The sequence below is a fragment of the Flavilitoribacter nigricans DSM 23189 = NBRC 102662 genome, from assembly GCF_002646595.1.
Lineage (GTDB): Bacteria > Bacteroidota > Bacteroidia > Chitinophagales > Saprospiraceae > Flavilitoribacter > Flavilitoribacter nigricans.
In genome coordinates this window covers 1-21,490 of sequence record NZ_PDUD01000073.1, presented here as the reverse complement: position 1 = coordinate 21,490, position 21,490 = coordinate 1, and the positions used below count along the sequence as shown (strand labels likewise).

Annotated in this window: 18 protein-coding genes and 1 tRNA gene; 4 read left to right on the top strand and 15 right to left on the bottom strand. The window is 51.1% G+C overall.

Annotated elements, in window-relative coordinates:
- The 3 genes from CRP01_RS40255 (at window position 1) to CRP01_RS40245 (ending at window position 5,588) form a co-directional block, all read left to right on the top strand.
- Window positions 1–1,533: an FAD-binding protein gene (locus CRP01_RS40255; protein WP_099155777.1), complete on the top strand. Its 1,533-nt coding sequence runs from the start codon at window positions 1–3 to the stop codon at window positions 1,531–1,533.
- Window positions 1,530–2,585, top strand: coding sequence for a hypothetical protein (locus tag CRP01_RS40250; RefSeq protein ID WP_099155776.1), 1,056 nt, complete (start codon window positions 1,530–1,532; stop codon window positions 2,583–2,585). Before CRP01_RS40255 ends, CRP01_RS40250 begins: the two co-directional genes overlap by 4 nt.
- 69 nt (window positions 2,586–2,654) lie before the next feature.
- A complete protein-coding gene (locus CRP01_RS40245; protein WP_143473750.1) occupies window positions 2,655–5,588 on the top strand; it encodes a patatin-like phospholipase family protein in 2,934 nt (977 codons plus the stop codon).
- A gap of 19 nt (window positions 5,589–5,607) precedes the next feature.
- Here the strand turns inward: CRP01_RS40245 and CRP01_RS40240 are convergent, their stop codons facing one another.
- The 9 genes from CRP01_RS40240 to CRP01_RS40200 form a co-directional block, all read right to left on the bottom strand.
- Window positions 5,608–6,930: an HlyD family secretion protein gene (locus CRP01_RS40240; protein WP_099155774.1), complete on the bottom strand. Its 1,323-nt coding sequence runs from the start codon at window positions 6,928–6,930 to the stop codon at window positions 5,608–5,610.
- A 40-nt stretch (window positions 6,931–6,970) separates the two neighbouring features.
- Window positions 6,971–9,166: a peptidase domain-containing ABC transporter gene (locus tag CRP01_RS40235; protein WP_099155773.1), complete on the bottom strand. Its 2,196-nt coding sequence runs from the start codon at window positions 9,164–9,166 to the stop codon at window positions 6,971–6,973.
- 87 nt (window positions 9,167–9,253) lie between these two features.
- On the bottom strand, window positions 9,254–10,567 hold the full coding sequence (locus tag CRP01_RS40230) for a metal-dependent hydrolase family protein (RefSeq protein ID WP_099155772.1): 1,314 nt from the start codon (window positions 10,565–10,567) through the stop codon (window positions 9,254–9,256).
- Between the two features lie 255 nt (window positions 10,568–10,822).
- The gene (locus CRP01_RS40225) at window positions 10,823–11,812 is read right to left on the bottom strand and encodes an NAD(P)H-quinone oxidoreductase (protein WP_099155771.1); all 990 of its coding nucleotides are present in this window, start codon (window positions 11,810–11,812) and stop codon (window positions 10,823–10,825) included.
- Window positions 11,813–11,819: 7 nt separating this feature from the next.
- A complete protein-coding gene (locus tag CRP01_RS40220; RefSeq protein ID WP_170110745.1) occupies window positions 11,820–12,749 on the bottom strand; it encodes a CPBP family intramembrane glutamic endopeptidase in 930 nt (309 codons plus the stop codon).
- A gap of 236 nt (window positions 12,750–12,985) precedes the next feature.
- Window positions 12,986–13,474: an acyltransferase gene (locus tag CRP01_RS40215; RefSeq protein WP_099155769.1), complete on the bottom strand. Its 489-nt coding sequence runs from the start codon at window positions 13,472–13,474 to the stop codon at window positions 12,986–12,988.
- A gap of 65 nt (window positions 13,475–13,539) precedes the next feature.
- Window positions 13,540–14,958 carry a glycosyltransferase gene (locus CRP01_RS40210; protein ID WP_099155768.1) on the bottom strand — a complete coding sequence of 473 codons (1,419 nt, stop codon included), beginning with the start codon at window positions 14,956–14,958 and terminating at the stop codon, window positions 13,540–13,542.
- A 1-nt stretch (window position 14,959) separates the two neighbouring features.
- Window positions 14,960–15,796 (bottom strand): BKACE family enzyme, encoded by an 837-nt coding sequence (locus CRP01_RS40205; protein ID WP_099155767.1) that lies wholly within the window; start codon window positions 15,794–15,796, stop codon window positions 14,960–14,962.
- A 394-nt stretch (window positions 15,797–16,190) separates the two neighbouring features.
- On the bottom strand, window positions 16,191–17,087 hold the full coding sequence (locus CRP01_RS40200; RefSeq protein WP_099155766.1) for an SH3 domain-containing protein: 897 nt from the start codon (window positions 17,085–17,087) through the stop codon (window positions 16,191–16,193).
- A gap of 417 nt (window positions 17,088–17,504) precedes the next feature.
- On the opposite strand from CRP01_RS40200, the gene CRP01_RS40195 reads away from it, so the two are divergent.
- The gene (locus CRP01_RS40195) at window positions 17,505–17,942 is read left to right on the top strand and encodes a DUF4174 domain-containing protein (RefSeq protein ID WP_099155765.1); all 438 of its coding nucleotides are present in this window, start codon (window positions 17,505–17,507) and stop codon (window positions 17,940–17,942) included.
- An 84-nt stretch (window positions 17,943–18,026) separates the two neighbouring features.
- Here the strand turns inward: CRP01_RS40195 and CRP01_RS40190 are convergent, their stop codons facing one another.
- The 6 genes from CRP01_RS40190 to CRP01_RS40165 form a co-directional block, all read right to left on the bottom strand.
- Window positions 18,027–19,136, bottom strand: a complete 1,110-nt coding sequence (locus CRP01_RS40190) for a phosphatase domain-containing protein (RefSeq protein WP_099155764.1) — start codon at window positions 19,134–19,136, stop codon at window positions 18,027–18,029.
- Between the two features lie 237 nt (window positions 19,137–19,373).
- Window positions 19,374–20,339 carry a signal recognition particle-docking protein FtsY gene (ftsY, locus tag CRP01_RS40185; RefSeq protein ID WP_099155763.1) on the bottom strand — a complete coding sequence of 322 codons (966 nt, stop codon included), beginning with the start codon at window positions 20,337–20,339 and terminating at the stop codon, window positions 19,374–19,376.
- 211 nt (window positions 20,340–20,550) lie between these two features.
- On the bottom strand, window positions 20,551–20,724 hold the full coding sequence (locus CRP01_RS40180; protein ID WP_099155762.1) for a DUF4295 family protein: 174 nt from the start codon (window positions 20,722–20,724) through the stop codon (window positions 20,551–20,553).
- Window positions 20,725–20,795: 71 nt separating this feature from the next.
- Entirely contained in the window at window positions 20,796–20,984 is a 189-nt protein-coding gene (gene rpmG / locus CRP01_RS40175; protein WP_099155761.1) for a 50S ribosomal protein L33, read from the bottom strand.
- 26 nt (window positions 20,985–21,010) lie between these two features.
- Window positions 21,011–21,271: a 50S ribosomal protein L28 gene (rpmB, locus tag CRP01_RS40170; protein WP_099155760.1), complete on the bottom strand. Its 261-nt coding sequence runs from the start codon at window positions 21,269–21,271 to the stop codon at window positions 21,011–21,013.
- 53 nt (window positions 21,272–21,324) lie between these two features.
- Window positions 21,325–21,398 (bottom strand) — tRNA-Arg (locus tag CRP01_RS40165).
- Window positions 21,399–21,490: the final 92 nt, after the last annotated feature.

Here is a 21,490-nt window from a genome sequence, read left to right as displayed (position 1 = left end):
ATGAAAACGAATTTGAAAAATATTTCCCGGGATCGGTATACCTGGTACAATTGTACCGGTAATGTCAAGGTCTCCCCCTTACGATTTTTTTACCCCCGTACGAAAGAGCAGATCGCCGAAATCGTCAGAGAAGCCGAAAGGCGCGAACTACGGGTACGGGCGGTTGGCTCCGGCCATTCCTTTTCCGAAGCGGCAAAAGGCAAGGATTTTCTCCTTTCTATGAAACGCATGGCCGGGGTCTCCCGCCCCCACAAGGAAACCCTTCGAACGAAATTCCGGGAGATGCCGCTGGTCTCCGCGCAGGCCGGTATCGTTATCCGTCGCCTGAACCGGACTCTGGACCGGATGGGCCTGGCCCTGATCAATATGGGCGTCATCGATGTGCAGACCCTTTCGGGGGCGATCATGACGGGCACCCACGGCACCGGTATCGGAAAGCCAACGATGCCGGATATGGTGCGCTCTCTGAAACTGGTCGGTACGGGCGGTCGCTTTTTCCAGATCGAACCCACCGACGGAATCACCGATCCCGATCAGCACGGTAGCACGAACCCGATCGAGCTCATCCAGGACGACGATACTTTCTACAGTACGATCCTGAGCTTCGGCGGCATGGGCATCATCTACGAAATGACGCTCGAAGTGAAGCCGCAGTACAAAATGCTGGAGCGGCGCTATCTCAAACCCTGGTCGGAGCTCGAGCAGGAACTACGCAACGGAAGTTTCATGCGGCAACTCAAGCAAAAAGACTTCATGGCTTTCCGGATCAATCCCTACAAAGTGAGCAAGGGAAATCGCTGTGCGGTCGTAGAGCAGGACATTGTCGGACCGGACGAGAAGCCCCGGCGCTTATTTGCCCTCAGGAAAAATCTGATCTTCCAGATATTCAGCAATCTGGAGTTCCTCATCGAAGGTTCTGTCCGCCGGTTCCGGAATAGTCCGAATGCAGTGGCGAAGACCATTCAACTTGGCTTGTGGTCCACCAAGGATACCTGCTACTACGGCCCCAGCTATAAGGTGTTGTACCAGGCCGGAACCGCCGTACTGCGGCACGGGATCAGTGCGGAATTTGCCTTCGAGGCCACCGGTGAGAAAGTCATCGAGGTGATCAACGCCATCATTGATCAAACGAAGAAGAATAAGGACGAGAATGGACTGTATCAATCCTCTTACGTGTCCGTTCGTTTTGTTGCACCTTCCCGGGCTTATCTGTCTTCCGCCTACGATCGGGCCACAGTCTACGTGGATATACCGCTGCTTTTCGGCACGATCGGAGATCTGGAGATCCTGGAACGCTATCAGGACCTGATGATCGACATGGGAGGCATTCCCCACTGGGGGAAGCACAATCTGCAGCTTTACCTGCGGAATGATTTTATCCGGGAGCAATTTGCCAGGGTGGGTACCTGGATGGCCATTCGCGATAGACTGGACCCGAAAAAGACCTTTCTGAACGACTTCATCATCAAGATGGGACTCGGTAGCAAAAAGGCTAAAAGGAAAGCGGCCCGGCTACAAAAGACCGGAGTATGATGCGATTGAAAAAACGCCGTTGGCTGCTTCTGATCACCGTAGCACTGGTGGGCGCCATGAGTACGGCCTGTGGTTTCCTCAAGCTCGATCCGCATCTGGATAGGCTGGATGCGAGGGTAGATTCGATTACCCGTAAGGCCGGAGCCGGATTGCTGGCCGGTATCGATACGACCCGGCTGGATTCCCTCGTGAACCGCCTGGTCGGAGGCGCCACCAGAACCTTCGGCCGGGAACTCGACTCCATCAGCCTGAAAAATTTACAGGACACTTTGCAGTCGGCCGTTTCCGGAGTTGTGGATGAAAGCCTGTTGCGTATCCGGTATTTTCTGCAGGACAGCACCAACTTAACCCAGGTGCAGCGGGAAGTAGACCAACTGACCCGGAATCTGGAATACCGGGTGAATGGCATCCTGACCGGACTGGTTCCGCGAGCACTAAACGAGGAAAGTCTCAACCGGATATACGGTCTGCGGGATTCCCTGCTTGGGCCGGTCACTGCTATGGCGGTAGAACATCTGGTTCTTAATAGTATCGAAGCGTTGGCGGAAAGTGAAAAGCTGGATAGCCTTATCGGAAAAGTCAGGGCAGTGGTGGACGATACCACCGTCAAAGTAGACCGGACCGCCCAGGGGATCAGTAAAACGGTCATGCGTATCGGTCTGGCCATCGGGATCATTCTGGTAGCCTTGACGCTGTTTTTCGGATTCCTCTGGTTCCGCAAAAGGTCTCTGGCTAAGAAGCAGGAAAAACTGCTGATCAACCTGACCAAGGCCATCGACGCCATTCCCAGCCAGGATGCTTACGACCGGACGATCGCTTATTTGCAGGAGCAACTGAATCGCGCACCGAGCAATGAACAGCGGGAATTACTGCAACAGATCCTCCGGGAAAATGAAGAACAATATCCGCAAAAGCAACAGTACAAAGCCCATTATGAGCATCTGTTGAATTTGCTGAAAAGCAAGGATGATGACGGCTTGATCCGGCAACGACTGCTCAACGGAACGGACGACGAATTCCGCCAGTTCCTGGAAAATGCACTCAATAATTAGATCACTAGCAGCCTGATAGAAAACGACCCAAACGGCTCGAATTCTTGCAAACAATAAAACTGACCAATCATGGGAAAGACCCTAAAACTTAGTTTCGCAATGGGCGGCGGCGTTTCGCTCGGTACTTTTTCCGGTGCGGCCCTCACGGAAATCCTGAAACTATTCATTCTGTACGGCCGGGATAAAACCGGAGAACCGTACGATCGCATCGTTGTGGACTCCTTTAGTGGAGCCAGTGCCGGGGCCATTTCTCTGGCCATCCTGATGCGTTCGCTGCTGGACTACCGATCGGTAATGAAGCAGTTGAAGCTCAACGGGAAAGAGCTGATGGATGGCCTGCGCCGGGAGTATAAATTTAAAAAACTGAGCCCCGAAAAGCAGGAAGCGCTGCTGGCCGCCGAAGTGGCCCAGCATCTGCAAAAGAGGATCTGGGTAGATGAGGTGGATATCGTCAAATTATTCGAAGGAACCAATAACGGCGGGGAGCATCCATCCCGCAATTTCGGCATCCTGAAAAACGAACTACAGATCGACCTGGCCAAAAAATACCTGATCGACAATTGCAAGGATATCGAGCTGAAACACAAGCAGATCCTGGCCGATAGGGTGCTTTTTGCCTGCTCTCTGACCAATCTATTGGCGCGGACCCTTTCGGAGAGCAATGACCCGGCGGAGGTGCCCCTGTATACCGAATACCTGAAAGCAACTTCTTCCTATGACCACAAGGAACTGCGGATCATTGAGTTCGACCTGAAAGATGAACCACTGGGCCGGGCCTCGGAAGATAACTGGTTATTGGTGGGAGGAACAAAGCAGGAACTGGACGGCAACGATGAAAAGACCGGTATTGCCTATCGCCGTTTTAATCTGTTCGATAGACCGTCCTGGGCAATGTTCTCCGCTTCCGTGGTGGCCTGTGGCGCTTTTCCGGTAGCCTTCGAACCGACGGTGCTGGAAAGAAATTGTGCAGAATTTCCGAGGCGCGACTCCAACCGGGATAAGCCGGAGGAGCCTGCGTCTGAATTAACTAAGCAGGAAACCAGTTCGGAAGAAGAAAAGCCCGGGTCCACCGACAAATACGCTTATGTGGACGGTGGAACGTTTAACAATGAACCCATCCGCGAGGCCTTCCGCCTGGCGCATTACCTGGACGTAAATGAAGGGCAGTCCGAACAGGAAGACCGGCTGGTGATCTTTGTCGATCCCTACGTCACGCCCAGTCAGCAGCGGGAATCCCGGATCTTTTCTTTTGAAGAGTTTATTGCCAACGGTTCGGGAGACGGGTATTTAAAAAATATGAGTTCGATTTCCGATTTCGCCCGTGCGAAGAACCTGGTCGGCACACTCATCACTACCCTGCAGGATCAGGGATCCATCAAGGAAGAGAACAAGTCTCAAAATTATATTGAAAACCTGCGGGTCAAAAAGGCCCTGGACAAATACATCGATGATGTGCATTTCAATATCGAGGAACGTATCGAACTGATCGGGGACCTGATCACCAGTATCCTGCAAAAGGTAAGACAGGAGCTGAAACGGAGTCACATTCCGCCCGGCACCCGGAATATTAAAGTGTTCCTGGAGCGATACCTAAACGATTGCTCGCCGAATCTGAAAGGTTGTCCCAAAAAATTATCAGAGGCTCTGTATGAATTTATCGAGGACGAAAATGGGCAGGAGCAGGATGTAGCCCGCCTGCAAAAAGTTTTACTTGCGGAATCCGGGAATGGTTCTTCCACCGACAAACAGGAGGTCATCAAAGTCATTCTTAAGATGCTGGCCGATGTTGCGCTGGACACTTTCGGTAAAAACGAAAATGCTCTGCGGGCCGCCGTAACGCCGGTCGCCTATCTGCAAGAATCCAACAAAGAACCGGTAAGGGTGAAAACGATCTTCCTGCCCGGAGCTGAGCTGGCCGCATTTGCCGGATTCTGCTCGGTCAATTCCCGGGAAGCAGCTTTCCTGTACGGGCGCTACTGTAGTGTGCAGGCTCTGCGGCGGGATGATTTTCGAATAAAGCACCAGCATATGGTCCAGACTTTTGCCCGTGCGAACGATATGCGAAAACGGCCTCCCGGACCCTTTATACGGCACGACGAGAGTGAACCTGCCTGTGATCAACTGGTGCAACGCATTGAAAAGGTCTACCAGGAATTCAATACCAAATCCTACGCTAAGGACCTGAAAAAAGATACGGTGCGGCTGGTACTGGCCCGCATGAGACGCCTGTTGACGGGTCAATTCAAGAGTTTCCTGTTGAAGCCAACCCTGTTCACAATTGGTGTCGCCTTATCGCTGATCGGTTTAACGATCCTGTTCAAGTGGTTAATTTCGGACACCCTGAGCATCCGGAATATCATAGACGTACTGGAGTGGATGGCTTCCAGCTTGCTGGCTACGCTCATTTTGATGATCCCACTGGTTATTTTTCTACCATCCTACCTACTGCGAAAAATGCTCATCACCAGGCAGATCGAGCAGATGCAATCCGAGGAGATCATGGTTTTTCTGGACCTTCCGGAAGATTTTCCAACCCGTAAGACCATTTGTCTGGAGATCAATGATCAGTTTCGAAATCCTTCGGAAAAACGGAAAGAACTGAATTTGAAGGGTGAAAAAGAATCTATTCAGGACGAAGAAGGCTCCTTCCAGCGGCTGAAATTTAAACTGGGTATCGGTTACCAGAATTTCACCCGGGATGAGAAATACTTCTCTCCATTTCATACCTGTGAACGGATGATGATCAATCCGCTGAAATTCAGTAATGATGATGAGGTCGGCGAGGAAATAACCGGAATACAATTTCACCGGCAGCATCCGGTAGTGGACCTGCGATCTGCGCTAGTGGAATTGAACCGCCTGGGATGTGAAAAGGAACACTTCATCTATCCGGTCCTGGTCGGCCGGGTTAAGCCGGACAGCCAGTCAAATGGAGGCGTGCTGGAATGCAAATGGGAATTGAGCGATCAGGCCGTACCGCTGGAGGCAGATCTGTTGCGCTGATCTGGATAGTATAGTGAGATCAGTTCTTCTGAAATATACTCGTCAGATCATCCATTACCCGACCCAGGAAAGAACGATCGTCCGTAATGATGCGGGCGGTAGCCTGCATCTCCTGGGTAAAGGGGATGGGCTTTTCACTGGTAGTGATCAGACTGTCGGAGTTCAGTTCAATCTGCAGGTGATAGAACGGTGATTCACCCGGATTGGGCAGGGGCGCGATCTCCGAGACCTGTCCTTCCAGGACACCAAACTCCTTATAGGGATAAGCCTGGAGGCGCAACAGCGCTTCCTGTCCCGGACGAACTTTTCCGGATTTAGCAACCGGCAACTTTGCTCTGACGGTCAGGTCGTGATCACCGGGACCCGGATCAATGGTCAGAATAACCTGCCCGTTCCGGACGGACTGGAAGTCACTCCATACATCGGCGAAGATCACCTCTCCTCCGATCGGGGCCTTTACCAGATTGGTGGCTTCCCACTCCTCCAGGGACGCGCGCATTTCCTGGGCGGATTCGGCCAACTGGCGCCAGCCCTTTTTGATCTCGTTGTTCTGATCCTGGGATAGGGTGATGATCTGGTTTTGCCGGATCTGCGCTTCCAGCTCGTTGCGGGCGTAATCCGATTCTTTGCCTTGCAGCTCGCGCTGGTAGCGCAGGTAATTATTTTTGGCTTCCTCGTATTCCTGCTGACTGGCCGCTCCCTTTTGGTACAGCTGCAGATAAGTCTCCTGGTTGTTTTTAGCAATGGTCACTTCCTGCTTCAAGGTATCGATGACCGTATCGGTTACCTCGTTCAGGCGGTTGATCTGAGTCAGTTGTCGTTGCAGTACTTCAATTCTACGCTGGGTATCATCCCGGATAAGCAAGAATTGCTGGGCGTCCAACAGCTCGCTCAGGGCGGAGTAAGGTCCCTGCAGACTGGCCAGTTGGAGTCCCTGGGGCAATCTGATCTCCCGGATCGATCGGTCCCGGATGGCGGGGATGAGCCGTTCCACTTCCGTTCGTAGGGTCTGAATGGCCGGCAATTCGGCGGGACTCTGGAAGCTGAGCAGTAACTGACCGGAGTCGACCAGATCCCGGTCGTCCACCCAGAGGTGATCGACCCGTACATCGGATTTTGCGGTAATGCGAATGGGGGGATCCGCGCTGAGGATCACAGCCGGGGCTTCTACGATGTCGGGGTAGCGGAGTACCATGCCAAGGATCAGCAACAGCGTGACACCCACGAGTACGAAAGTAATGCCCCAGCGGGTCAGCCATCCGGGCGGACGGCCGAGAATGGCCTGGACTTCACCTTCTTCCTGGAGGCGGATCTTTTCGGGTTCAGTGATGAGGTTTGGCATTGGCAATAAATTGAACTTACGTCATGAGGGGTTATTTTTCCTAGTTCCCCAGTTCCAGTTGATTTTTCACCAGTTGATAATATTTTCCCCGCTGGTCTACCAGTTCGGAGTGGGTTCCCTGTTCCACCAACCGGCCTTTTTCCAGCACGACGATCTGGTCGGCATTTTTGACGGTACTCAGACGGTGGGCGACCACTACGACCGTACGGCCGCTGAAAAACTGTTCGAGGTTTTCCATGATCGTCTTTTCGTTCTCGGCGTCCAGAGCGTTAGTGGCTTCATCGAAGAAGAGATACGGCGGATCTTTGTAAACAGCCCGGGCGATGAGCAGGCGCTGGCGTTGGCCCTGACTGAGCCCGTTTCCTTTACTGCCCACGCGGGTATTGTAGCCCAGCGGCAGGGACTCAACAAATTCCTGAATATTGGCGGTCCGGACCGCCCGTAGCAATTTTCGTTTGTCGATCTGGTCTTCACTTTCCGCCACATTACGGGCGATGGATTCGGAAAAAATATACCCGTCCTGCATGACTGCACCGCAATTTCTCCGCCAGAGGTCCTTGCTGATATTGCTGAGGTGCATGCCGCCTACCTTGATCTTACCCGATGTGGGCGGATAAAAACCCAGGATGAGTTTGATCAGGGTAGTTTTGCCGCTGCCGCTGGTGCCGACGATGGCGGTCACTTTTCCGCTGGGGATGGTCAGATTGATATCTTCCAGTACCGGGCCGGTAAGTTTATTGTAGTGAAAGTCGAGGGATTCGATATGGATGTCGCCGTCTTCCGGTAGTATTTCCGAATGGGCCGGCGCTAGGTCTTCTTCGTCCTCTTTCAGGTGGATCTCCCCCAGACGCTCCAGACTGATCTTGGCATCCTGGGCGGTGCGGGCAAATCCGGCCAGTTGCTGCAGCGGGCCGTTTAGCTGGCCGATGATATACTGTACGGCCAGCATGGTACCGAGGGTCATTTTACCCTGGATAACCGCGTAGGCCGCCATAAAAGTGATAATGATATCCTTTAGCTGACCGATAAACTGGGTGCCTACATCCTGTTTTTGAGTGATTGCGAGCGCCCGGACGTTGGCGCGGAACAATTTGGCCTGAATGTGCATCCACTGCCAGCGGTGCCGACGTTCACTTCGCTGTAATTTGATCTCCTGCATGCCCTGGATCAGCTCAATAAGATTACTCTGGTTTTCGGAGAGCTGCTGAAAACGCCGGTGGTCGACGACCGCCCGCTGGCGCAGAAAGATCATGATCCAGCCGATGTAGAGCACGGAAGAGATCAGAAATATGAAAAAGATCGGCAGGTGGAACAAGGCCAGCACAAAACCGAAAACGATCAGGTTGAAAGCTCCAAAAAGAATATTCAGGGTAGAGGTAGTCAGGAATTGTTCGATCCGGCGGTGATCGCCGATGCGCTGGAGCAGATCCCCGGTCATTTTCGCATCAAAAAATCCGATGGGCAGTCGCATCAGTTTATAGAGGAAATCGGAGATCAGGGAAATGTTCACGCGGGTGCCGATATGCAGGAGGATCCAGTTTTGTACCACGCTCACGGTGATCTGTCCGGCAAACAGCATCAATTGGGCGAAGAGCACCAGATAAATGAAGTGAATATCCTGGTTATCAATCCCAATATCCACAATGGATTTGGTCAGGAACGGAAAGATTAGCTGAAACACGCTTCCCAGGATGAGGGCCAGCCCCAACTGACCGATCAGTTGCCGGTACGGGCGCAGGTACCGGAAGAGATAGCGAATGCCCATTTCATTCGACGCTTCCCCTTCCTGATCGTAAAAAGCGGGGGATGGTTCGAGTAGCAGCGCGACTCCCTTACCGTCGTTTTGAATATAGCCGGCTTTAAAATCAGCCACACTCATTTTGATCTTTCCCAGCGCCGGATCCGCCACCCAGACGTGTGATCCTTTTATCTTGTAAACCACTACAAAGTGCTTCTGCTGCCAGTGCACAATGCAGGGTAGGGGAGCATCTACCAGTCCGGGCTGATCGTCGCCGGGGCTTGCAAAGGGCAGCGCAACCGCCAGACTTTGCAGCCCGATGTGATCCGCTGCTTCCACAATACCCCGCATACTGACCCCTTCGCGGTCAATGTAGCTGTGTTCACGCAGATACTGCAGGGAAAAATGCCGGCCATGATGGGCCGCCACCATGCGCAGGCTGGTGGGCCCGCAGTCCATCGCGTCCAACTGCTTGTAGTACGGAAATCGGTCAAACATAATTCAAAAGCTGGGGTTGTTGATTTATTTTAGGTGTAAGGGTTGTTATTTTTTGATCCTGGGATGGAGCGCGGAAGTGTTCCCTGACTATTGTTTGTACACCCGGCCATCTTTCATCACGAACTGAACATTGGTCATCACAGAGATATCTTCCAGCGGATTGCCCGGTACGGCAATAATATCCGCCAGCTTCCCACTTGCGATCGTCCCCAACTGATCCGATACCCCGAGGATCTCCGCCGGGGTCAGGGTGGCGGACTGAATAGCTTCGATGGCGGGCATACCAGCCTCGACCATATAACCGAACTCCTTTCCGTTGAGCCCGTGGGGTGATACCGCCGAATCGGTACCGAAGGCGATCTTTACGCCCCCTTTGTAAGCGCGGGCAAAAGTCTCGGCGATCTGTGGGCCTACTTCCAGTGCTTTGGGGACGATCACCGGCGGGAAATAACCTGCTTGCTTCGCCTTTTCCGCAACGAACATGCCCGCGGAAATGGTCGGAACGTAATAGGTGCCTTTCTCGACCATCAAACCGATGATCTCATCGGTCATAAAGGTGCCGTGTTCAATAGTGGTAATACCCGCCATAACGGCTCGCTTCATACCTTCCGGGCCGTGGGCGTGGGCAGCAGTGTGGAAACCGTAATCTTTGGCTGTCTGTACGATCGCTTCCAGTTCTTCCATGGTGAATTGCGGTCCCTGGCCGTCTTTGGCGAGGCTCAGTACGCCGCCGGTAGCGGTGATCTTGATGCAATCCGCACCGTTCTTATACCGCTGGCGCACCGCTTTGCGGGCATCTTCCGGACTGTTGATGACCCCTTCTTTCGGGCCGGGATCCCCGATGGTTTCCTTCCGGCGGCCATTGGTCGGGTCGGCGTGTCCGCCGGTGGTACCGATGGCCTTTTCGGCGGTATAGATGCGCGGCCCGTCCACATAACCACGGTTGATGGCATCCCGGAGGGAAACGTTCACCCCCGATCCGCCCATGTCCCGCACGGAGGTAAATCCGGCCATCAGGGTTTTCTTAGCGTAAGTGGTAGCCCGCAGGGCCACATCGGCATCGTCGAGCGTAAAGCGTTCCAGGTACTGGGTCGGACTGGATTCTCCCTCGATGTGTACGTGCATATCCGTCAGTCCGGGCAGCACCGTATGGGCCTTCAGGTCGATTACCGTGGCCTCTCCCGTTCCGGCGATGTAGCCGCGTTCGATCCGGGAGATCTTATTCCCCTCGATCACTACACTCATTTCCGAAAGTAAAGCGTCGTTTTCGGTATTGAGCAGGCGGCCACAGTGCAAAATGGTGGTTTGCGCCGGTAGGGAAACTGAAATGGCAAAGCAAAATAGGAGCAGCAGTAATGGGAAATGGTGGCTTGGGCCCGGGTAGCGATATGATCGTTGCATAAATTAGTGAAAATTTGTTCCTGGAACAGATCTGAACTTCGTTTCCGGGTTGAAAATGAAACAACTCTACTATCGGAGCAAAATTCAGACAGGTGGTTACGGAAATATGGCCTTGGGGAGAATACGCCCCTAATTTACCAGAACAATGCTTATCCCTGAAAAAAATCGGTTGTTTTTTGTGTGATTTCGCCAGTGCGGTCATTCGCTACCAAAATGGCGACAAGCCCGGGGCGCGGATAGTCTTAAGGATGCAAACTAGTCTTCGCCATGCACCCGGAGCAGGATCTTGCCCTGATTTTTATTCGCTTCCATATAATCGTGGGCCGCTTTGACCTCTTCCCAGGAGAAAACACTATCAATAATGGGACGGAGCCGGCCGCTGGAAAAATGTTCGTGGGCGTGGCGGTAGAAATCCCCGGTCAGCCGGATCTTGTAATCCAGTGAACGGCTGCGCAGGGTAGATCCGGTGATCTGCAGGCGTTTGCCCAGGATAAGCGCAAGATTTACTTCCGGCACTTTGATCCCACCCATCAGAGCGAGCATGATCATCCTGCCGTCGAGGCCCAGGGCGTTCAGGTTTTGTTTGAAATAATTGGCGGCAATAAAGTCGACAATGACATTCACTCCTTTGCCGTCGGTTATTTCTTTCACCACCTCGGCAAAGTCCTCGGTGCGGTAATCGATCGCTCTGGCGGCACCCAGTTCCCGGCAGATGGCGTGCTTCCCGGCGGAGGCGGTAACGATGGATGTGGCTCCGGCGAGGCGAACCAGTTGCAGGGCGGCAGTACCTACGCCACTGGCTCCGGCGTGGATCAGGGCGGTTTCACCGGCCTGCAGCTGGCCAATCCAGTGCAGGGCCTGGAAAGCCGTCAGGAAAACTTCCGGAATAGCGGCCGCTTCCCGCAGGCTTAAACCATCGGGAATAGGCATGGCCATATCTTCGTGGATGACGGCCTGCTCGGCGTATCCACCGCCGTTGAGTAATCCGAAGACCTCATCTCCTATCGACCACTTATTTACCTTGGAGCCGATGGCTACCACTTTTCCGGACATTTCGAGACCCATGATCGGACTGTCATCGGGCGGTACCGGATAGTTGCCGGTTCGTTGCAGGAGGTCCGCGCGGTTGAGCGCGGTATAGGCTACTTTAACCAATATTTCCCGGGGGCCGGGCACCGGTGTCGGGTATTCGCCGAGGAACAGCTCTTCGGTGCCACCCGGTCTATGAAACTGTACTGCCTGCATCACGGAGTTATTCAAAATTATCGTCTAGTATTTTTTGATCGATGGTGGTCGTGGGTACGGTACGGAAAGAACGTTCGATCATATCGGTCAGCTTTTCTTCCCGCAGACTATTGCGATACCACCAGATCGCGGCAATCAGCAGCAGGATGGCCAGAATGGAACCTTCAAAGCCGAAGGCGCCGCCGCTCAGCCAGTCGGGGCCGGAAGTAGTCGTGTTGGTCAGTGAATAGGTGCGGATACCCGATGTTGGGAAACCGTAAGCGACTCCCTGCATAAAGTTCCAGGCCGCGTGCATACCGGTGGCCAGCCACAACTGCCCGGTTTTAAGGAACAGCAAACCAAAAAGCAGCCCGGCGATCGAGATGGTGATGAAACCCATGGTGGAAAAGCCATCGTTGGATGCATGGACCAGGGCAAACACCAGGGCCGAGATCAGAACGGCAACTTTAATGTTGAAGTATCGGGCGAGCAGACTCATGAGGTACCCCCGGAAGAGCAGCTCTTCGGCGAAAGGCTGTAGCAGGAACAGCACAAACCAGCCGATCAGGGTAGCGGGTTGGAAATTGAAACCCGTACTGGCAGCCATACCGGAAATTACCAGCAGCACGTAGCCGACAGTGACGAGAACCATACCGAGCAGCCAGCCTTCCCCAAATTCCCGGACGCCCTTATCGGTAGCCAGACCGGCGGATACCAGGCTTTGTTTGCTGATGAGTTTGCGCACGATAAAGAGCGCAGCCATCGTGCCGATGATCACCACCAGATAGGTCAGGTTCAGGATCCAGGCCGGAGAATCGGCCATATCACCGGAAGCCAGGGCCGCAGCCTGTTCGTTGGGGATCAGTTCGCCGATCGGTAATGAAAGCAAAATGGTGAATAGGATACAAAGGATCGTGAATAGAATGGCTTTGCCAAAAGCCAGTAATATTCGACGCATCAGAGATGGTGATTGGTTATTAGGCAGGTTTTCCATGTGGTATTTTTACTTCAAATGCTATTCGAAGTTGATAGTCAATTGAAAATAGTCTGTGGTTAATCTGAAAAGTAACAAAAATCGGATGATATATTATCCCCGGAGCTTTTTTCTTTTGGAAGTCATTTAAGGGTATTTTAGAAGGTTAATTGGCATATTCCAATTTGACTTTTGCCGACCAAGGTCGCAAAGTGCCGGTGTTACAAAGAAGACTTTGCTGGATTCCCCCATGCTTTACTGTTAGCGGGTATATCTTTAGTGACAACGCTTCCAGCACCTACCAAAACGTTATCACCAATGGTAACGTCGGGAAATATACAGCTGCCTCCGCCGATGCGCGTATGGCTCCCGATGTGAGGCGGTTGTATATTACCGTCCATATACTTATCGTTCATGGTGATCACTCCAGGACCAATAAAACTGTTGGAGCCAATGGTTACACCACGGGTAATATGGCAGCCGGTCTGGATACTGACATTGTCTCCGATACGTACACCACTGCAGATATTGCAATGGGAACCGATCGTGCAATTGTTACCGATCTCCACATCCATTTGGATCAGCGTAAAGGAACCAACACGAGTTCCTTCACCGATTTGGACATTGTCTTGTACTTCGGTCAGCTTTGGGTTATAGAAGCGAACATTTTTGAATCTACGCCGAAGACGCCATCGTGCAAATAGGTTCATATTAGGGATCTTGTTTTTCCGAATTTTTTCAAAAGAAAGTGTGAATTTACAAACAGAGCTGGCAATCACTCCAAAAATGTATCATAAAGCCAGCGAAGTGGGCTGGTGATCAGACGCCCCAATCGATAACTTAACGACTGACTGATGGCCTGTATATGACCTATCTGACCTGAAATCGTCTGATTATTTTTCGTGATCTCTTGCTTAGCTTCAGCAAGTTGCCGGTCTTTTTGGGCGAAGTCTTCTTTCATTTGGGCAAGTTGCCGGTTCTTTTGGGTGAAGTCTTCTTTTATTTGGGCAAGTTGCCGGTCCTTTTGGGCGAAGTCTTCTTTTATTTGGGCAAGTCGCCGGTCCTTTTGAGTGAAGTCTTCTTTCATTTGGGCAAGTTGCCGGTCTTTAGCGGCTAATAAGCTATCATGATTAGCATGAATTAGATCCTTTCCCGCCAGTTCTTCATTTTTCTGCCGAATGACCTGTCTAAATTGAACAGTCATTTGATCGATATACTTCTCCAGCGTTTTTTCATTCTGCTTATTTTCTCTGAAACCTTTTTGATAATATTTGTTAATTACTTCATGATAAAGGTTGAGGATGCGGTCCATGAACGAGTCAAACGAGGCCTCTGTACGGATCAGGTGCGCTACGGCTTTAACCTCTTCAGCCTTATACTTGTTGATCTCTTCGACTATCAGGTTTACCTCGTGCGGTCTGGAAAGGGTTTTCATACCAAAGTTGAATTTTCGGTAATATTGAAAATTTTCGGTAGTGACCGCCCCACCAAGTCCACGCTTATCACAAACGATCACAAAGGCCCCGCTTGCCAGTGCCTCCATGGCTGCTTTAGCTTTAGCGAATACGATATCGTACTCTCCTAAAACCTTTTCAGGTTCCTTAATCTCATTACCCATTCCTTTTCCCACTGCATCTAATTCGATGCCCATTTCTTGACAAGCTTCCCGAACCACCGGATAATAATTCTTCGGATTTGCGTAATTACTGAAAACAAGTGCCCGGCGGGGACGATCCGAAAAGTTGGTTCTCAAGGTAAAGCGAGCAGTATCTACCCAATTGTACAGGACGGTCGATTCTGATTCCGGTATTCCATTATCAATAATCAAACGATCCAGGCAATTATAGTCCACTGCGACGTACTGAATGATGCGATTATATCTGGGCGGTGTGTCTACCGGATGAGTTCGATCATGCTGAAAGTAGACTGCCGGCACATCTTTATAGCGTAGAAGTACGTCCATTGTCGGCATAAAATGATGGGCATGGATAAGATCCGGCTGCATGACGAGTTGATTAACGGAGCTGACGATGTGAATGCCTGCCCGTCGGATTTCTTCTGCGACCCTGCCCAAGTTTGGGGAGTAAACCTCCACGTGAATACCACGACGGTGTAGCGCTATGGCAAGGTCCCGTATATAGACTTCGGTTCCGGCATAACCATCCAGCCAGATGTTGGTGAGCAGTATATTCATATCAGAGCCCGATTATTTTTCTTGCGTCCTCCGGTGAAGCCGGCTCTCTACCCAGTTCCCGGCTGATACGTAAGACACGTTCTACCAGGCGCGGGTTAGAAGCATGCGAACGGTCATTCCAGTCAAAATAGGGATTATCCTCCAAGCCTACTCTCACGTGCCCTCCCAGGGCGATGGCCATGGTGTTGGCGGCGGTCTGGAAACGGCCAATACCAGCCAGTGCCCAGATCGCATTGGGAGGCAAAGAATTGATCATCAACCCTATATTTGCGGCATTGAGATTCATGGTTCCCAGAGCGCCCAGCAAAAGATTGAAATAATACGGTGGTTGTAGAAGGCCTTTACGGATTAGGAAATGGGCATAATTGATCATTCCTACTTCGAAGACCTCCAGTTCGGGTAAGATGCTATTTTCCTGCATTTTTTTAGCCAGCCCCTGAATAATTTGCGGAGGATTAATGGAAGCCTGGCTGGGGAAGTTCATGGAGCCCAGGGTCAGGGAAGCCATATCCGGTCGATTAGCCCCTTTGATCTCAAAAGCGGCGCTCCTTTTTTCCAGTTCCGGCCAATTACGTCCACTGGTAGTTACTACAATGATCAATTGTCGGGAGATCGCTTTGATCTCTGCAATGATCTCTTCGAATCGATCGGGGCTCCAGGTGGGATCCTCTTGCTGATCTCGGGCGTGGAGGTGCACCATGGAAACGCCTAATTCATAACATCGCCTGACGTCAGCCGCAATTTCTTTGGGAGATATCGGCAGGAAGGGATTATCTTTTTTTCGGGGTACCATGCCGGTTGGGCAAAGATTGATGATCAGTTTCTCACTTTGATCCATCTGTAAGGTGTATTTAAAAGGTAGTCAGTAGACAATGCCGCCGTGGTAGTGATTAAATAGTAATGGCAGCCTGTTTGCTCCGGATATAGTATAGCAACAGGCAATGTCCTGGACTATATTATTTCAAAGGATGAAAGACCAGATGGCAGACCTTACCGGCGGCATAGAATTTTCTTCCTTTTTGCTAGATAAAACCTAAATAATTTTAAATCCAGATAACCAGCCACAACTATGTATTTTGTCGATTATTATCGGCCTTAATATCCAAAAAATCCAGAAGATCGCTTAACTAATTATCATAAAAATGGGAAAGGCCGGGAATCTATTGCTATAGGTTCCCGGCCTACTCTATGGTATTACATCTTATGACTGACGTTTTGCACTTATTCTTTCATCATCGCGCCCGAGCTCGAACTGTGGCCTTTTGGATATCGGGTGAAACCGGAGCTTTGGTCTGAATTTCCCGGCAATCCCAAACCGGATTAAACGACTGGTCCTGATTTTTGTAGCTGCACATCATGGTGCGTACGGCTTCGGGGTCGCGTACCTTGAAGGCCTGGCGATCGTATTCGCGGTCGATGGTGTATTCGGCGTGGAATACACTTTCGAGCTGGCGACCGTTCCAGTAGAAGAAGGCGCGCTCGATACCGGTAAAGCAACCGACGGTCATCGTACTGGCCTCCACTACAATACCGCCTTCATAGGGCTGGTTATTGAGGATCCGCAACATCGGACTGGAAGCACATTCTTCGAATACGCAGAGTCCGGGAATGCTGGTATTGTAGAGCAATTGATTGCCCTGCAGGATTCGGATCTCCGCCCGGATGTCACTGTAGCTCTTTCTCGGACTGGGAGAAACGCCCAGCATGACCAGTTCTTCTTTCCGGTCTCCGGTCAGGTCGGCCCAGCGCCAGCCCTTGGCCAGTTGAGCACCAAATACATAACCGGTAACTCCTTTATCAGTGCATACCTTAAACCAGATATCACGGTAGCCGTTGATCTCTCCGTCCTGGATCTGGTGCACATTCCGGTAGTCGGAACGGTTCTGGACGGCTTGTCCGTCCTGTAGCTTGGTCAGTACTTCTGAATGTTGATCTGGATAGCGATAGACCTTAACGTCTTCGCCGAAGGCGTGGAGTTGGGATCCTGGGGTGTACAATTTCTCGAGCTGCGAATTTTCATTGTGCCATTCGAAATAGCGCATATAATCTTCACCGACAAATCTGGTCTGCGCGGCTATATTACAGGCGGTACCGGCTAAAATTGCAGTAAAAAGCAGGGTAGTTTTCATAGATGGATGAATTTGAAGCGTGAGTAGTATGGTGTTGCTATGTCAAAATTTGCGTGCCTGATACTCATTGCCTTATTCTCTAAAAAGAACACCGACAATTGATTAAAAGTGCGGAAGGGTGAAGCAAATTTTTCAGTCCGTGTCAAAATCGTCAAATACAGGAACGTAGGGTCTCATGGTACTCATCCACTGCGGAGCACACTCTGTTCGGTAACGTAAATGTAAGGGAGCCGTTGTGTTTATCCTTTTAGACTAATTCACCTATTGAAAGTCACAAATTAAACTTTGGCCTGGAGGAAGGATTCCGTTCAATTGTTTTCTTATTAACCTCTGAAAGTGTTAAATTATTGTCCGGTCTCATACGAAAAACGAACAAATATTGGTGAACAATGCCCCCCGGTGTAGAGTTAAATCCATATGAAACAAGGCATTACCCTTATCATTTTATTTATGAGCATGATGACACTCAACGGGCAACCCCTCGCCAAACATCAGTGGAAGGATCGATTGATCCTGGTTTTCAGTAATAGTCCGGGAGACTCGGTGGCGACTGAACAGCTGGAGCGTTTCCGGGAAGATACCGCCGCGGTCAAAGATCGTGATCTGCTCATTTACCGCATTACTCCCGCTATGGTGAATGGCCCGGGTGGTCAGCAGGAAACGACCTCCGAATGGTTCTATAAGTACTACCGGGTGGGGAAAGATGAGTTTAATATCATTCTGATCGGAAAGGACGGTGGCGAAAAGCTGCGCTCGGAACAACTTATCCAGCCGGAAAAGATCTTCGACTTGATCGATACCATGCCCATGCGTCGGGCGGAAATGAAACGGGATAAGCAGGGATCGAAGCAGTAGCCATCGGCGGCTGGCAAAGCGTTTTCAGCGAAATTCCATTGTGTAAAAAGTTATGGGGAAGTAAGCAACTCGATAATTCCAGCCCTAAGGATGCTCGATCAGCTGGCGGTAGACGTCGCTGTCCAGCAGGCCCAGCGCTTCCGCATGGCCGACCGCATCTCCAAAGTGATTGAGCAGTTTGACTTCGGCCCGCCCGGAGTTCTCGATCAGATCTCTCACCCGTTTGGTGCGACCCCGGTGTTGCACATCCCGAATATAGATCGCCTTCACCCGTCCGGGAAAATGCTGGGTGATCTCCAGATAGATATCCGTATCCTTTTCTCCACTATCGCCGATCAGTACGAAACTGAGTTCCGGATAGATCCGGAAGATCCGGGCGATATTTTCGTATTTGTGCCCCCGGTAACCGTCGGTTCGCGGTTCGGCCGGCAGCCCCAGATCACGCAGCAGGATCGGTCCCTTCGGCAGGTGGTTGAGGGCTAAAAAATCATTGACGAGATCGTAGAGATTCCAAGGACTGTTGGAGACGTAGAATACCGGATTGAAAGATTCCGGATTCTCGCAGTAGGCGCTCATGGAACGAAAAAAGGCGCTGGCTTCTTTAAAGATCACCCTGGAACCGGCATTTTTGAGGATCGTCCGGTAAATCGCCCGCCACATGAGGCGGGAAGTTACTCCGGTGCGAATGATGGTATCGTCAATATCCGAAATGATCCCAAACTGCGGCCGGTTAGGCAGGAGTACTTCGCCGGCGATCGTTTCTTCAATACTGGCCCAGGGCGTGCGCACCAGGGTTACGTCCGGGTGGAGCCAGATGTCCGGCGGATCGATAAAGCCGGGAGGTGTTTCCGTTTCCAGTTCGAAATATCCTTCGCGGTCCGTTTGGAGGTGATAACGCTTTTCACCGAGGGAGATCTCCACTTCGGCGCCCCAGATCTCGCGACTGCTGAAGCGTTTGTAGGTATTGACGAGGTTGCGCCAGGCAGAATCTTCATTGCGGGCAACAATGAGCCGATCCTCCAACACCCGGCCTTTTATCCAGGTTTTCGTCAGGCTGGAAAATCCCCGGTAGACCGCCAGTTGAATCGGACTGGTGCTGCCGGACTTTCGACGGTTCTTCCAATGCCGCTTCAGCCGATCCCACATCAGATCGAAAGGTCTTAACCATTCTATCAGCCGATTTTTCCAGGACATAGATCAGAAGTCGTCAATTGTCGACCGCAAGGCGTCAGCCAGGGGTACGGAATGAACGGATCGATCCCATTGGGCCCCGCCAGGCAAATGAAAATCTGCTGGAAAGGAGCTCCGGGTTGACGACTCTAATAAACGATTATTTCACCTTTTCCCCAAAAGCGGGGTGGAATTTAGGGGTTTCCGGAGTGGTAAATGCCCGGGAAATGAATGCCCGGGCGGAAACCCATTATTAGGTTCTTATTGCACTTTTTCGGCGAACAGCGACTCGACAAACGCTCTCTTGTTGAAGATCTGCAGCTGCTCGATACCTTCACCCACCCCGATATATTTGATCGGGATCTTGAAGATATCGGAGATGCCGAGCACAACCCCGCCCTTGGCGGTGCCGTCCAGCTTGGTCAGTGCCAGAGCGGTTACATCCGTTGCGTTGGTGAAGTGTTTGGCCTGCTCGATGGCGTTCTGGCCGGTGGTAGCGTCCAGCACCAGCAATACTTCGTGCGGTGCGGTGGGCATTTTTTTACTGATGGAGCGTTTGATCTTCCCGAGTTCTTTCATCAGGTTGATCTTGGTGTGTAAGCGACCGGCAGTATCGATGATGGCGACGTCGTGGCCGTTTTCAATGGCGTAATTAACCGTTTCATAGGCGACCGCAGCGGGGTCGGTATACATGCCTTTACTGTAGAAATCGCAACCCACGCGTTCGGACCAGATCTTGAGCTGGTCTACCGCAGCGGCCCGGAAAGTATCTCCGGCACCTACCACTACTTTTTTGCCCTGTTGTTTGTACTGCCAGGCCAGTTTGCCGATCGTGGTGGTCTTACCTACGCCGTTCACACCAACTACCAGGATAATGGTAGGTGTTTCGGTGGAAGGTAAGCTATATTCTTCGAGGTCTTCAGTGTTATTTTCCGCCAGGAGACGGACGATCTCATCGCGCAGGATCTCGTTGAGCTCCGAAGTGTTGATGTACTTATCGCGGGCGACCCGTTCTTCGATGCGTTCAATGATCTTTACGGTAGTATCCAGTCCGACATCAGATGTGATGAGGATATTTTCCAGTTCATCCAGTACCTCTTCGTCTACGGTGGATTTTCCGGCCACCGCCTTGGTCAGTTTCCCGAAGAAGTTCGATTTGGTTTTTTCCAGACCCTTATCCAGATCCTCTTTTTTCTCTTTGCTAAAGAATTTGCCAAAAAAGCTCATTATTTGGTATGGTTTTGCTCGTTGCCGGTTTTATTGGAAAGAAAAGAGTATTGGGAATAGAAACAACAAAATATAGATGAAGGATCAATCCCTTTCGAAATTAGTTCAAAACCGCCCGACGGCGATCTCAAAAACTCAAATACACAAAGAGGCTTTCCCGGTTAAAAGAAAAGCCTCTTTGAGTAAGTCATAGATATTTGAGCACACCGGCTTATTTCTTAGCCAGGAACTCGTCCAATTTATCTTTGTGGACCATTACTTCCTTATAGGAGTATTTACCGGTCTTTTCGTCTTTGACGCTCTGAACGATCTTAACAAAGTCACGACCTGAACCGGCATTTGCCGCACGTTGAGCTACCCGTGCGTTCTTTGATACCTTTGCCATTGTATTATGTTTTTAAATGAGTAGAGATACAGTCTGCCAAAATTAAGGACATTCCACCAAGGATGCAAGTCTTACTTAATCTCGCGGTGTACTGTAACCTTCTTCAGTATTGGGTTATATTTTTTCAACTCCAGGCGATCAGGGGTATTTTTACGGTTTTTCTCCGTAACGTAACGAGACGTCCCTGGCATACCGGAGGTTTTGTGCTCCGTACATTCCAAAATTACCTGGATACGGTTGCCTTTACTTTTCTTAGCCATGGCTGTGGATTTAACAGATCAATGATTTACTTTACCTTCTTCAGCTTAACACCAGTATCGTGGCCTTTGGCTTCCAGCTTCTTCAGATAAGCGTAGATTCCCAGCTTGTTGATGGTGCGCAAGGCAGACATCGATACTTTCAGCGTTACCCACTGTTCGGTCTCAGGAATATAAAAGCGCTTCTTTTGCAGGTTAGGCACAAAGCGACGCTTGGTCTTCCGGTTGGAGTGAGACACATTATTGCCCGAAATGGGGCGCTTTCCCGTCAATTGACAAACTTTAGACATCGTTCTCTGGATTTAAAAACAAGAAAGCCGGGACAAAAGCGCCCGGCTCCTAGTGACTCCGTAAGGATTCGAACCTTAAACCTCCTGATCCGTAGTCAGGTGCTCTATCCAGTTGAGCTACGGAGCCGTTATTCAAAAAGGGCAGTGCGACCGTTGTAGCACTTAGACTCCGTTTGGACTCGAACCTTAAACCTTCCCGATCGTATCGGGATGCTCTAT